14 protein-coding genes and 1 riboswitch are annotated in these 12,591 nt (G+C 39.2%); of the genes, 6 read left to right on the top strand and 8 right to left on the bottom strand.

Going from position 1 to position 12,591, the window contains the following annotated elements:
• Positions 1-15: 15 nt before the first annotated feature.
• Positions 16-570 carry an LOG family protein gene (locus C5L21_RS03090; RefSeq protein ID WP_004902585.1) on the bottom strand — a complete coding sequence of 185 codons (555 nt, stop codon included), beginning with the start codon at positions 568-570 and terminating at the stop codon, positions 16-18.
• Positions 571-721: 151 nt separating this feature from the next.
• Here C5L21_RS03090 and C5L21_RS03085 point away from each other — a divergent pair, with 151 nt between their 5' ends.
• The 4 genes from C5L21_RS03085 (at position 722) to C5L21_RS03070 (ending at position 5,299) form a co-directional block, all read left to right on the top strand.
• Complete coding sequence (locus C5L21_RS03085) at positions 722-934, top strand: DNA-directed RNA polymerase subunit epsilon (RefSeq protein WP_004902587.1); 213 nt, start codon at positions 722-724, stop codon at positions 932-934.
• Positions 935-937: 3 nt separating this feature from the next.
• Positions 938-2,620, top strand: coding sequence for a ribonuclease J1 (rnjA, locus tag C5L21_RS03080; RefSeq protein WP_004902588.1), 1,683 nt, complete (start codon positions 938-940; stop codon positions 2,618-2,620).
• A 167-nt stretch (positions 2,621-2,787) separates the two neighbouring features.
• Positions 2,788-4,305, top strand: a complete 1,518-nt coding sequence (gene ppcA / locus C5L21_RS03075) for a phosphoenolpyruvate carboxylase (RefSeq protein ID WP_133286020.1) — start codon at positions 2,788-2,790, stop codon at positions 4,303-4,305.
• A gap of 64 nt (positions 4,306-4,369) precedes the next feature.
• Positions 4,370-5,299 (top strand): diacylglycerol/lipid kinase family protein, encoded by a 930-nt coding sequence (locus C5L21_RS03070; protein WP_133286019.1) that lies wholly within the window; start codon positions 4,370-4,372, stop codon positions 5,297-5,299.
• A 36-nt stretch (positions 5,300-5,335) separates the two neighbouring features.
• On the opposite strand, the gene C5L21_RS03065 is transcribed toward C5L21_RS03070, so the two are convergent.
• Complete coding sequence (locus C5L21_RS03065; RefSeq protein WP_004902595.1) at positions 5,336-6,274, bottom strand: ADP-ribosylglycohydrolase family protein; 939 nt, start codon at positions 6,272-6,274, stop codon at positions 5,336-5,338.
• A 33-nt stretch (positions 6,275-6,307) separates the two neighbouring features.
• Positions 6,308-7,465 (bottom strand): methionine adenosyltransferase, encoded by a 1,158-nt coding sequence (metK, locus tag C5L21_RS03060; RefSeq protein WP_004902599.1) that lies wholly within the window; start codon positions 7,463-7,465, stop codon positions 6,308-6,310.
• A gap of 97 nt (positions 7,466-7,562) precedes the next feature.
• Positions 7,563-7,666, bottom strand: a riboswitch (SAM riboswitch).
• A gap of 110 nt (positions 7,667-7,776) precedes the next feature.
• Here metK and C5L21_RS03055 point away from each other — a divergent pair.
• Complete coding sequence (locus tag C5L21_RS03055) at positions 7,777-8,595, top strand: hypothetical protein (protein WP_004902602.1); 819 nt, start codon at positions 7,777-7,779, stop codon at positions 8,593-8,595.
• Positions 8,596-8,625: 30 nt separating this feature from the next.
• On the opposite strand, the gene C5L21_RS03050 is transcribed toward C5L21_RS03055, so the two are convergent.
• The 4 genes from C5L21_RS03050 to C5L21_RS03035 all read right to left on the bottom strand — a co-directional run bounded on the left by C5L21_RS03050 (position 8,626) and on the right by C5L21_RS03035 (position 11,567).
• Positions 8,626-9,228, bottom strand: a complete 603-nt coding sequence (locus tag C5L21_RS03050; RefSeq protein WP_133286018.1) for a DUF1054 family protein — start codon at positions 9,226-9,228, stop codon at positions 8,626-8,628.
• The gene (locus tag C5L21_RS03045) at positions 9,218-10,084 is read right to left on the bottom strand and encodes a YihY/virulence factor BrkB family protein (protein ID WP_133286017.1); all 867 of its coding nucleotides are present in this window, start codon (positions 10,082-10,084) and stop codon (positions 9,218-9,220) included. The genes C5L21_RS03050 and C5L21_RS03045 overlap by 11 nt, the downstream gene beginning before the upstream one ends.
• A gap of 62 nt (positions 10,085-10,146) precedes the next feature.
• On the bottom strand, positions 10,147-10,848 hold the full coding sequence (locus C5L21_RS03040) for a VIT1/CCC1 transporter family protein (protein WP_036058469.1): 702 nt from the start codon (positions 10,846-10,848) through the stop codon (positions 10,147-10,149).
• Positions 10,849-10,892: 44 nt separating this feature from the next.
• On the bottom strand, positions 10,893-11,567 hold the full coding sequence (locus C5L21_RS03035; protein ID WP_004902611.1) for a VIT1/CCC1 transporter family protein: 675 nt from the start codon (positions 11,565-11,567) through the stop codon (positions 10,893-10,895).
• A 123-nt stretch (positions 11,568-11,690) separates the two neighbouring features.
• Here C5L21_RS03035 and C5L21_RS03030 point away from each other — a divergent pair, with 123 nt between their 5' ends.
• Positions 11,691-12,098, top strand: coding sequence for a Fur family transcriptional regulator (locus tag C5L21_RS03030; RefSeq protein WP_004904825.1), 408 nt, complete (start codon positions 11,691-11,693; stop codon positions 12,096-12,098).
• A 36-nt stretch (positions 12,099-12,134) separates the two neighbouring features.
• Here C5L21_RS03030 and C5L21_RS03025 read toward each other — a convergent pair whose 3' ends face one another.
• Positions 12,135-12,587, bottom strand: coding sequence for a hypothetical protein (locus C5L21_RS03025; RefSeq protein WP_024046988.1), 453 nt, complete (start codon positions 12,585-12,587; stop codon positions 12,135-12,137).
• Positions 12,588-12,591: the final 4 nt, after the last annotated feature.

The following is a 12,591-nucleotide window of genomic DNA, read 5'->3' as shown; positions in this document are numbered from 1 at the left end:
ATTTCCTCCGTGCTATTATCTGTCAGATTCATTAATAAGATAAGTTAAGGCTGACTCGACAGTATCCGCAAGGTAGATTTTATCTAAATCATTTTGCGTCACAAAACCACTGGACACACTCGTCATCAGCCAATGCCACAAACTATCATAAAAACCATTTGTATTCAATAATACCAGTGGCTTATGGTGTAGCCCAATTTTTTCCCAACTAATCACTTGTGCAATCTCTTCTAATGTACCAAATCCGCCTGGTAGCGCAATAAAGGCATCGGCATAGGCCATTAATAGACGCTTACGCTCGTCCATATCTGCAACTTCAATGAGTTTCGTCACACTATCAATAGCTATCGCTTCCTCAGCCAAGTTATTCGGTGAGATACCTACAACTTCGCCACCTTCAGCCATGGCCGACCTTGCAGCAATCCCCATTAGACCATCTCGACCACCACCGTAAATCATTTTGAGACGCCGTTGAGCAATCGTTTGACCTAATTGTTTTGCCATCGTGATATAGCTCGATTGATTGCCAAGTTGTGACCCCATGAATACTGTAATTGCTTGCACTGTCATTGAATTATTCCTTTATATCAATTTATCAATATTAGGACCAATAAGCAAGGAATATGTCGACAAGTTTCCCGTTTTCAAATGCTATGTGGTACACTATAATATAGGTTTTCGTTCGTGACAAATTAAAATTAAAACACTATTTGGAGGCATTATGATTTACAAAGTTTATTACCAAGAACACCCTGAGCGCAATCCCAAACGGGAAACAACACTTTCACTTTACCTAACAGCTGAAAGTTTACCACAAGCACGTGAAATAATTGAAGAAAACACTGACTATAACGTTGAATTTATTGAAGAGTTGTCAGATAAGGCCGTCACTTATGAGAAGGCCAACCCTAACTTCAAGATGACAACATTCTAACCTATGACATATTCTGTAGATATCAAACCTAACGAAGTCGCAGTTTATGCGCTAGGTGGTTTAGGCGAGATTGGTAAGAATACTTATGGTATTGAATATCAAGATGAAATTATCGTCGTTGACGCGGGTATTAAGTTCCCCGAAGACGAATTACTTGGTATTGACTATGTTATTCCCGACTATACTTATTTAGTCGACAATATCGATCGCGTCAAAGCACTTGTCATTACTCACGGACACGAAGACCATATTGGTGCTATCGCCTACTTTTTGCAAGCTGTTAATGTGCCAGTTTATGCCGGCCCATTAGCCATGGCTTTAATCAAGAACAAACTTGAAGAAAAGCAAATGTTAAACCGTGTTGAACTACACGAAATTACGGATGGCACTGTTCTAGAATTTGATCAACTGAATGTTGAATTTTTCCGAACAACCCATTCCATTCCTGATGTGTTTGGTGTTGCTGTACACACCCCTGTTGGCACTATCGTCGAAACTGGTGATTTTAAATTTGACCTGACGCCAACAACAAAGCAGCCACCTAACCTTTGGTCAATGGCGCGTCTTGGTGAAAAAGGCGTGTTACTAATGATGAGTGACTCGACCAACGCAGAGCGACCAGAGTGGACGAAATCTGAAGCTTGGGTTGCAAAATCTGTTAATCGCATATTTGACAAGTTGGAACATGGTCGCATTATATTTGCAACTTTTGCTTCTAATATGAACCGTGTTCGCATGGCAACTGATGCAGCAATTGCTCATGGGCGTAAAATAGCTGTTTTCGGCCGTTCAATGGAATCTGCGGTCACAAACGGTCGTGCCCTTGGTTACTTGAACATCCCTGATAACATGTTGGTTGAACAATCAGAAATCAAACATATACCTGATGATGAATTATTAATACTATCTACTGGATCACAGGGCGAACCAATGGCCGCTCTAGCACGTATTGCTGAAGGTACACACAAGCAAATTCGTTTGAAGCCAAAAGATAATGTTATTTTCTCATCTTCCCCAATACCAGGAAATACCGCTTCGGTCAATGCTGTCATCAATAAGCTTGAAGAAGGCGGTGCCAATGTTATATATGGTAAAGTCAATAACATTCATACTTCTGGTCATGGCGGTCAAGAAGAACAGAAATTGATGTTAGCATTAATGAAGCCAAAGTACTTTATGCCAGTTCACGGTGAATACCGTATGCTAAAAGTCCATGCTTCTTTGGCACATGAGTTAGATATTCCAAAAGACCATACTTTCATCCTAGAAAATGGTGATGTCTTGGCTTTGGATGGCGAAAACGCTCGTGTTGCAGGTCATTTTCCTGGTGACGATACTTATATTGACGGCTCAGGTATTGGTGATATCGGTTCTGTTGTACTACATGATCGTCAAAAGTTATCCCAAGATGGCTTAGTGGTGGTCACAGCAACAATTGATTTAAAAAAGAAAGAAATTCTATCTGGACCGGATATTTTGTCACGTGGCTTTGTTTATATGCGTGAATCGGGCGAACTCATTAATGAAGGTCGCCGCATTATTTTTGGTACAATGCGTCGTATCATGAATAATTCAAATGCCAGTGAAGCAGATATTCGACAAGCTGTCATTGATGACTTATCTAGATTCCTTTATAAAGAAACTGCACGCAAGCCAATGATTTTGCCAATGTTAATTATGATTTAAACCAAGCACCCATCTATTGGGTGCTTTTTTAATATAAACAAATCCACTGTATATTCCGAACATTTTGAATAAAAACAATCATGTTTTCTAATAAATCTGGACATTCTTATTTTTAATCAAGTCATAGTATGCTAGAATGATATAAGTATCAATTAAAGGAGCCCCCAATGACAGAAAGAAAAATCCCAACAATTATGGGTACACAACATCCAGATAACGCTAATGCACCATTCTGGGATTCTTCTCAACAACCTTTTATCAGCGCTTACCGTGAAATGAATGAAGCTTTTGAAAATTTCAGTGAGCTAAACGTTGATGAATACATGTGGGATTGGGAAGGCAAGCACGCTGATGCGGCTGTCATTGACCGTTTGTTTAGCACCGAATACGATTACTTTAAAACAAATCAAATTGGTAGAGATAAATTTCTCACTTTCCGATTTCCTAACATCTGGGAAGAAAAAGGCTATAATTTAATGCAGGCCATGACCGCAATTCTCAGTTCAGAGGATTTTGCACATGACTTAGGCTTTGCACAACGACCATTATTTGAAACAATTTTACCAATGGCGCAACGTGCGGATCAATTAATAGAAATGCAAGTGCTTTTTGAAAAGCTGGCTAACTTTAAATCAGTTGAATTTACAAGATCAGATAAAAATACACCATACATCGAAATGATTCCATTATTTGAAGATTTCGATACACAACTGCATGCACCTGAAATTCTAAAAGAATACCTTCAGCTCCATGAGAAGCACTTTGGGTTCCGTCCTAAGTATCTTCGTGTCTTCCTAGCTGGTTCTGATTCAGCATTAACGGCTGGTTTCATGAGTTCAATCACAGGAAACAAATTGGCCATTGCACGTCTGCATGAATTTGCGCGCGAAGAAAATATAGAAATTTATCCAATTTCTGGTACAGGCTCTGCTATTTTCCGTGGTGGCTTGTCACCAAAGCGTATTGACCGCTACATTAAAGAATTCCCAGGTGTGAGAACAGCGACTGTCCAATCAGCTTTTCGCTATGATTTTCCCATCGAAGACGTTCAAAGTGCCATCAGTGAATTGAAAGTAAAATTACCGGTCGTAGAACCATTGCAAATCTCAGCTGAAGATCAAACGATTTTGGCCGAGGTTGCTGAAGAATCCGCGGCCTTCTACGCTCATACGTTAGATCAACTGGTGCCTGATATGCAACCAATCTTTAAGGCCTTTCCTAAGCGTCGTGACCGTCGCCAACACGTGGGTGTTCTAGGCTATTCTCGGTCAGTTGACGGCATCGAATTACCTCGTGCGATTAACTTTACTGGCGCCTTTTATTCCATCGGTGTCCCACCAGAATTTATTGGTTTCGGTCGTGCATTAGAAAACTTAAACGCCGATCATCTATCCGCCCTTGTACGTAATTATCCTAGCATGAAAAAAGATTTCCAAGAATTATCACATTATGTCAATCTCGATGCACTTGAAGTGCTTAAAACTCAAAGTCCTGCTTGGGCTGAGGTCGAACGTGATATTATGATTCTAAAAGCTATTTTCAACCTTGAAGTTGGCCCACAAACCAGAGAAGAACAACAACACGCAGAAATAGCGCTACAAGTCGTTCAAATCAAAGATGGTGCCCCAATTGCTGTCACAGCATTAATTAATCGTATGGCACAACTTCGTCATTTCTTAGGTTAACTGGCATAGCCCTAATGGGCTTTTTTTGTTACAATAAAACTAGTTTTATTGAAAGACAAGGACAATGCCTAATTTTTATGTGATTCATAATCCGCATGCTGGCAACGGTGAACATACAGCGGTAACTAACAATATACGCAATATGCCTAATGTCATCGAATGGTTTGATACAGAGTATCCGGATCATGCTATTTATTTAGCCAAGAATTTGGCTAAAACATTGGTTGATGCGGAAGCTGTGGTGCTGGTTATCGGTGGCGATGGTACACTTAACGAAACACTTAATGGTCTATTACAAATACAACGACACCAATACTTGCCTATTGCTTATATTCCTACCGGTACAGGCAATGATTTCGCTCGTGCTTGTCATATTAGTTCATCAGATGAAGTCATTAACCGTTTACAACAAATTGTTAAGCCCAAAATGATTAATGTCGGCAAAATCATCGGTGAAGCGCCGCACCAAACAACACAATATTTTATTAATAACATGGGTATGGGCTTTGATGCCGCAGTCGTTACTCAAAATAATCACTCAAAATGGAAAACATACTTTAACAAATTGCATTTTGGCGCAATGAGTTATGCTTTTACTGCCTTTTCTACTTTCTTTAATCAAAATAGCTTTCCGGTAACAATTACAAATGGTGAGGAATATTATCATCTACATCAAGTATTTTTAGCAACCATTGTCAACCAACCTTATTTTGGTGGTGGTTTGGCTATTCTGCCACAAGCTGATCTGTTTGAAGAACAGTTAGACATGATTGTTGTTGAAAAAATGTCTTTTATTCACTTTTTAACATTATTTATAGGCTTGAAAAAGGATGGTCGTCATTTAAAAGACCAAAAAGTACACCATTTTACACTACAAAAAGGTGCACAAATACACGTGCATGATATCCAACCAGGTCAATTAGATGGTGAAGAGCTTGGTAATGGTAGTTTTATTTTTACAACAACCCTGCAAACCTACCCATTTTGGATTTAACTAAAAAAGATGCTCACGTTATCGTGAACATCTTTTTTAATTAAATCGTCCTAACCGTTCTGCCTGACTAGCAACGCCAACAATCAATTTTCGTGAAACGAGATATTGACTGGCTTGTAATATTAATTCTTCCTGATAAACAATCGCAGCAATAGCACTGACAATCGTTGGCACAACACTATTTGCATGCCCATGTAGGAACGCGTTGTGCATCGCTTCGGTATAACTGTCACTATTTAACAACGACCAAATGACTGCCTCTAGTGTACTAGCACTGCGACCATCAAGTGTCATATTACTTACCGGAATATTAGCAAAGTCCGGCAAATTCAACTCTTCAAAAGCGCTTAATTCAGAAGCAAACACTTTGTGTCTTGAGTAATATTCAAAACCAAAAGCAAGCCCATTTTCAACTGCATCGCGAATAGATTGTTTTTCTAATAATTGACTCACAATCAAACTTAACATACCAACACTGACCAATGCGCCCTCATCATTATGTGTCAATCCAGCAATGCGATGCAACGTCAGCATAGCCATTTCATCATTAATAAATGAGACCCCATATTCATGATGAAGATAGAGCGCCACTGGTAGCATTCTCACCAGAATGTCTTCGCTATCAGCTGTGTCCTCAAAAACACCTGAAGACAGGGTATCGCGATTTTTAATATAATTATCCATCGCTTTTTTGGTAATCACGTCGACATGTTGGATCGTTTTTTCAGGCGCGAACTGCCGTTTTCTGTACCAATTTTGAAAATGGTTCATGACATCGGCTAACTGATAACCTCTTGATAAGCTAGCGACCGTCGTCAAAGCTAAACTTGTTTGGGCACCCCATCTTAGGTCCTGCTGAAAATTCATCGGCTGTTGTAGCAATGCTTCTTGCTGACTATTAGACAATTGCGTCATGCTCTCGCCAATTGCTACACCGAACATTAAAAATTGAATTGTTGACTGCTTTTTAAACATATCCTATTCTAACATATTCCAGCGGGTAAAAAATTAGAGGCGAGCCTTGATTTCATCGACACGGTCTAGTGCTTCCCAAGGTAAATCAATATCGGTACGACCAAAATGACCAAATGCTGCTGTTTGCTTATAGATTGGACGTCGTAAATTAAGTTGGTTAATAATTGCCAATGGTCGGAAATCAAAAAGTTCTGCCGTAATATCGCGGATTTTAGCTTCGTCAATTTTGGCTGTGCCAAATGTATCAATATTCAATGATACTGGTTGGGCAACACCAATAGCGTACGCAATTTGAAGCTCGAGTTTATCAGCAACGCCTGCTGCCACAAGGTTTTTTGCAACATAGCGAGCAAAGTAAGCTGCTGAGCGATCTACTTTCGTGGCATCTTTTCCAGAGAACGCACCACCACCGTGATGTGCTGCACCACCGTACGTATCTACAATAATTTTACGTCCCGTTAAACCAGAATCTGCTTGCGGTCCACCGAGCACAAAGCGACCAGATGGATTAATATAGTAAATTGTCTTATCATCAACTAATTCTTGTGGCAATACTTGGTCAATAACTAATTCACGTACATCTTTTCTTAATTGTTCAAGAGAAACATTTTCATCATGTTGTGTGGATAATACAACAGCCGCAATGCGTGTAATATGATCTTGGTCATCCAATTCAACACTGACTTCTGCCTTAGCATCTGGACGCAAGTAACCAACTATGCCCGCTTCACGCACATCACGAATTTTACGCATCAAACGGTGTGATAAGGCTAATGTGAGTGGCAAATAACTATCAGTTTCATTTGTCGCATAGCCAAACACCATGCCTTGATCACCTGCTCCTAATTGTTCTGGGTCATCATCAGCATTGTCGACTGCTTGGGCAATATCGCCTGATTGTTCGACAATTTTGTTAGATACATTAACAGAATCAGCGGTGAATCCTAATTCTGCATGATTATAACCAATTTCACGAATGGTTTCAGTCGCAATTTGCCGAACATTGACATAGGCAGATGTCGATAATTCACCAAAAATTGATACATCGCCTGTTGAAGTTGTCACTTCAATTGCTGCACGTGCATTAGGATCTTGTGCTAAAACAGCATCTAAAATCGCATCCGCTATTTGATCGGCTATTTTATCTGGATGCCCCGCAGATACTGATTCTGATGTAAAATACTTTGTCATGATAAAAACATGACCTCCTTCAAAATTCAAATTAAAAAGCTACTGGCCGCAAATTAAAAGCGCGTCCCAATGATAAGTCGGGACGCGCTTAACGTGACGACTATCTGTACAGATGGACCACCGTGACACAATATGCGTTGACATATTTGCCGGTTGGTGCAGGGTCATAGTGCTGTATCACTCACCTGCTCTTGATAGCTGTTTTAAATTGTATATTCAGAATAGCAAAGGTTGCGTAAAAAAGCAAATCGTAACATAAATATCACAAACTCGTACCATCAAAACTTACGGTTTAAGGTACAATATTACTTATGGATAGTCAATATGAACAAATGCATCAGCTCCCAGATGGTCGCGTGATACCACGACGCGCCACAACCAATCCGCAAGAGCGCCGTAGTTACGAAAACTTTACGCCTGCTGGTTTTTTTGATTGGCGCCGATGGATGCCACTTGTCGTGATTGTGGTTAGTCTCAATATTGTTTGGTGGCGACAACCGTTATTACATACGCAGGCTTTGTCAGCTGCTACTGTGAGTTGGCAAATTATGCCACTATTTGGCTATACTTTAGTACTATCAATCGCCGTAACTCTATTAATCACGCAAAATTTTCGTAGTCTATTAAGTTACCTTTTTCTAGGTATCAGTTTATTGTTTACTTTTAGTTCCCTCATTCAGACGCGGCATGAAGTTTTCATACTACTATTACTCCTAAGCGCCTTTTTCATTGCCATTCAACAAAGTTGGCTAGGGTTACAAAATATTTTAGGTTTGATTTTACTGAGTGTTTTATCAACATTTACTATACCCATTGCTATATTTTACGTCACCAATAATTTCTTGACACAGCGTTTTATTTGGCAACTGTTACCCTTGTTTTTTGCCTTTTTATTTTATTTCACCCCAATTATGATGCCTAATCCTGATGGTCGCAAACTTAGTATTCTAACGCTTGGATTGTTTTGGGTGACATTATTTAGTCATGCTGTTAACTTTGGCACGTTATTTATTATCATATTTAGCTTATTTGCTTTTGTTTTACAGTTTGTTAAAGCAAAAATTGGTAACTGGCAGCATATGGGTTACGTTTTAATGTTAGCCTTATCAACTTTGCTGATCTATCATTAAAAAAAGTGTCTGTTCATAACAGACACTTTTTTATTTGATTATTTCATATATAGCACGCAGTGCTTTAAAAGTCGCCATAATATGATTCGTATCCTCAAACGATAATGTTTCATAGTCAGATTTCATAATCTGCAAACCGATCAATACCTCACTATGTTTCGTCTCAGCAAACTTTTGAACGGCCAAATCATAATGCGTTAACGTCAACGGCTCTGTCTTATTAACCATATGATCCTGGCTTAAGGTAAAAGTGGCCGGTAATTGTGCCACAAGTTCCCGTGCCTTTGTCATTTGCGCTACAATTTTTTGGGTTGATGCTGGTTTCATATTTTCTTCTACAGCTAAATAAATATACACATGATCATCCCACATTCCCACTTCATAATGTGGCATCATTTTGTAGCCACGCTTATTTGGCGCGAAAGCAACCCAAGTATTTTCAGGCGGATTAGTAGTTCGTCGCAAATGTTTCGCAATGTGTGCGTACCACGCTTGGCCGTCTTCCGATAAGAGTGGTAAAATTACCTTGGCTAATTGTTCAAATTTGGGGTCGATAACTGATCGAATACCTTGCATACGACCATCTAATGTTTGTTCATCAAAAACCTTAAAATCTTCCTGTTCAAAGATCACTAGCACTCTCCTCCAATTGTGTCGTATCAGCCTGCTGATTAATCATATTGAACCATTGAATCAACACATAACCTAATACCAATATGGTACCAATCAGGTTCAGCCAAATTAACAACACAATAATAGACCCTATTGATTGATAAAAGTTGTACTGCTTGATACCCACTTGTGCATACCATGTGAAACCGACATTAAGTAGATTTAACATGATTAATTCAATAAAGCTACCAAGAGCGACCCATTTAATTGGTGCGCGTCCCATTTTTGTCGGTAAAAAATAATTTAACATGACAAGTAGCAAAAACATGCCGAGCCATATAAACCATTTCGAGCCACTAATAATTATATTTTGCACCTGACTACCGGGAATATAGCGAACGACAATTGCTAGAATGTTACTACCAATCATCAAGACACCAAATGCCGCTATAATTAAAAGTAGCCAAAGAAATGACCAAACGCGCGTTAAGAGCCCACTGATATGTTCTTCAACATCGGCAATGCGATTGAACGACATGCGAAAGACTGCAAGCACCTGTGACACCGTCCATAACGTGAATGGTACCGAAAAAGATAAAAGTGTCAAATGCGTTGACGAAAGGACAGATCTTAATATTGGCAACACAATAGCTTGAATATTTTGTGGTAATATACTTGAGCCAACCGCTATCATGTCTTTTTGATTGACGTTGGTAATAGAAATAAGCATAACAACAGACATAATCGTTGGAAATATAGTCAACAAAGCGTAATAAGCAAACGTTGGCCCAACATAACCTATTTGAGCACGATCAAAAAGATCTTTCAAAACTGCCAAATGGTAACGCTTATAAATGATATCGAATTGTTTTTTCATTTGGTTTAGCATAACTCTATTATGCCAAATATCAATCAATATTTATACTAAAAAAACTATTTTTAGAATAACTTACCAATACCGTAGTGAATAGCAATCGTAAGCAACCCAATGATAATATTACGAATGACAGCACGCTTAACTAGGCCATTAGATAGCTTGGCGCTTAACAGGCCAGTAAGTGCTACCGCAACAGCTGTCGCAGCAATTGTCGCAATAAATTGATATCGTGCTGGTGACAATATTAATGCAGCCAATGGAAACACACCACCGATAGCTGCACTAAATAATGACGCCCAAGCTGCAGACCATGGGTTCATGTAATGTCCAAGCTTGATATCATACTTAATGCTCAACATTGTTTCTAATGGCTTTTTTGTCAATAATTCGTCTGCGATCGCCTTTGCTGTTGACCGTGTCACACCACGGTCAACGTAAAAATTCTCTACAGTCAGATGTTGTCCACTAAAATCACTTTTTAATAATGCTTCTTCTTGTGCCACAACTACTTTTTCACTATCGGATTGTGAACTAACAGAAGCATACTCCCCTGAAGCCATCGATAGCGCACAAGCCATTAAATCGGCAAGACCGGCGATAAAGATTGCAAAATTATTCGTTGTCGCAGCTGCAACCGAAAATAGTACACCAACAACCGTTAAAATGCCATCATTAGATCCTAAAACACCGGCACGAATAGCATTGAGCTTTTCATCCATCGTTGCTTGTTCTTTTGTCGCTTTTTCTTTTTTAAATATATCCATTGGTTTTATTGTGCCTAAAAACATAATAGCTTAGCACACCCCTTTCATCTAAATAACGAGCCGATGACATAAGTTACAATCATCGTAAATACACCGGCAATAATGTTTCGCATCACAGCTTTTTGTTTGTTGGCCCCATTTAAAGCGGCTGCTGCATAACCTGTTAAGGCCAAAGCAATGACTACGGCAATAAAGGTAGCAATTTCGCGCATACTTCTTGGCATCACAGAAATGGCTAACATCGGTAAAATAGAACCAATTGGAAAACTAATCAGGGATGCTAATGCCGCACCCCCAGCACTCAATTCGTGATCAAGTGAAAAGCCATATCGTTCACGTACGGTGGTTGTTAGTGGATCTTTGCTCATCATTTCTTCGGCAGCCTGATGTGCTAAATGTGACGAAATGCCTTCTGCCACATATTTATCTTTAACAAATGTAAATTCAGTATCATATTGTGATTTTAGTGCTTCGGTCTGTACACGCCGAACTTTTTCCTGGGCATCATGCTGCGAACTAACTGAGACATATTCCCCCATCGCCATTGATACTGTACCAGCTAACATACCAGCAAAACCCGCCAGCAAAATAGTTCCTGTGTTACTTGTAGCCCCAGCCACCCCCAAAACAATACCTGAAACTGATAAAATGCCATCATTGGCACCCATAACGCCTGCACGAATTAAGTTATTGCGTTGCATTAAACTTTGCTTATCCATCATTTCCCTCTTTAGAATTATTCTAATCTATTTATACCAAATTTATCATTATAAATCAAGTTAATTAGAAACATTCTATTTTACGTGCTATAATATTTTTAGAGACTAATAGGAGGCTAGCTCATGACAGAACCATTATTACGTGATATTTTACAAAATCACGGTTTAAAAGCAACATCTCAGCGACTGACCATTTTGGACTATCTAATGACTCACGAAACGCATCCAACAGCTGAAATGATTCATGCGGACTTGACCACTATTAGTCTTGCTACAATTTACAATACACTCGAAAAATTGGTAGATGTCGGGATTGTCATTGTCATTGATACCCAAAAAGATGGCAAACGACATTATGATTTTTATGGTGAACCACATTACCATATTATTAATAGTCGCACCAATGAAATTATTGATGCTGATAATTTTGATGTTAAACCACTGTTTGAGGCTGCTAGACAAGCAAGTGGTTTAAATATTACCGGTTTTCACATTGAAATTTATGGTGTTGATCCAGATGATGCCAAATAAAAAAACGTTTACCGCCAATGGGTAAACGTTTTTTTATTATCTTGACATGCTAGCACTGTTCATAATCTTGCCAACCGCTGCATGTATTTTTTCAAGATACACTGCTTGATCAGCTTCAGACTTTGCATATTTGTCGTTATCAACTGCTTGTCCCGCAACAATAACAGCCTCAGACATCAACTGCGTCGCCTCTGCGTACTTTGTGTAAGCAGCTGACAATGTCTTATGGACGCCAAGAAGGCGCACCGGTGCTGATGCTTTGGCTAATTGTTGCGCATTGCTTTGATAGCTGGCAACAGCGTCTTCAAATTCAGCTTTAATTTCTGCAAATTCAGCTGCAGGAATCTCTGAAATTTTGTCTGCCGCTTTCGCATCATCTAATTTTGTAAAGAACGGTGTGACGCGCGTTGCCGTGTCTTCTGTATTTGTTAATACACTTTGAAGTGTTTGAATATAGATTTGTGCTTGCTTAGGGTTAAATTTTGCCAATGTT

This window comes from Leuconostoc citreum, from assembly GCF_004354555.1.
Classification (GTDB): Bacteria; Bacillota; Bacilli; order Lactobacillales; family Lactobacillaceae; genus Leuconostoc; species Leuconostoc citreum.
The sequence above is the reverse complement of the archived record's forward strand: the minus strand, read 5'-3'. Positions and strand labels throughout refer to the sequence as shown.

Coding starts and splice junctions, on each gene's coding strand:
- C5L21_RS03090 (WP_004902585.1), bottom strand. CDS start 570: ATGACAGTGCAAGCAATTACAGTATTCATGGGGTCACAACTTGGCAAT.
- C5L21_RS03085 (WP_004902587.1), top strand. CDS start 722: ATGATTTACAAAGTTTATTACCAAGAACACCCTGAGCGCAATCCCAAA.
- rnjA (WP_004902588.1), top strand. CDS start 938: ATGACATATTCTGTAGATATCAAACCTAACGAAGTCGCAGTTTATGCG.
- ppcA (WP_133286020.1), top strand. CDS start 2,788: ATGACAGAAAGAAAAATCCCAACAATTATGGGTACACAACATCCAGAT.
- C5L21_RS03070 (WP_133286019.1), top strand. CDS start 4,370: ATGCCTAATTTTTATGTGATTCATAATCCGCATGCTGGCAACGGTGAA.
- C5L21_RS03065 (WP_004902595.1), bottom strand. CDS start 6,274: ATGTTTAAAAAGCAGTCAACAATTCAATTTTTAATGTTCGGTGTAGCA.
- metK (WP_004902599.1), bottom strand. CDS start 7,465: ATGACAAAGTATTTTACATCAGAATCAGTATCTGCGGGGCATCCAGAT.
- C5L21_RS03055 (WP_004902602.1), top strand. CDS start 7,777: ATGGATAGTCAATATGAACAAATGCATCAGCTCCCAGATGGTCGCGTG.
- C5L21_RS03045 (WP_133286017.1), bottom strand. CDS start 10,084: ATGAAAAAACAATTCGATATCATTTATAAGCGTTACCATTTGGCAGTT.
- C5L21_RS03040 (WP_036058469.1), bottom strand. CDS start 10,848: ATGGATATATTTAAAAAAGAAAAAGCGACAAAAGAACAAGCAACGATG.
- C5L21_RS03035 (WP_004902611.1), bottom strand. CDS start 11,567: ATGGATAAGCAAAGTTTAATGCAACGCAATAACTTAATTCGTGCAGGC.
- C5L21_RS03030 (WP_004904825.1), top strand. CDS start 11,691: ATGACAGAACCATTATTACGTGATATTTTACAAAATCACGGTTTAAAA.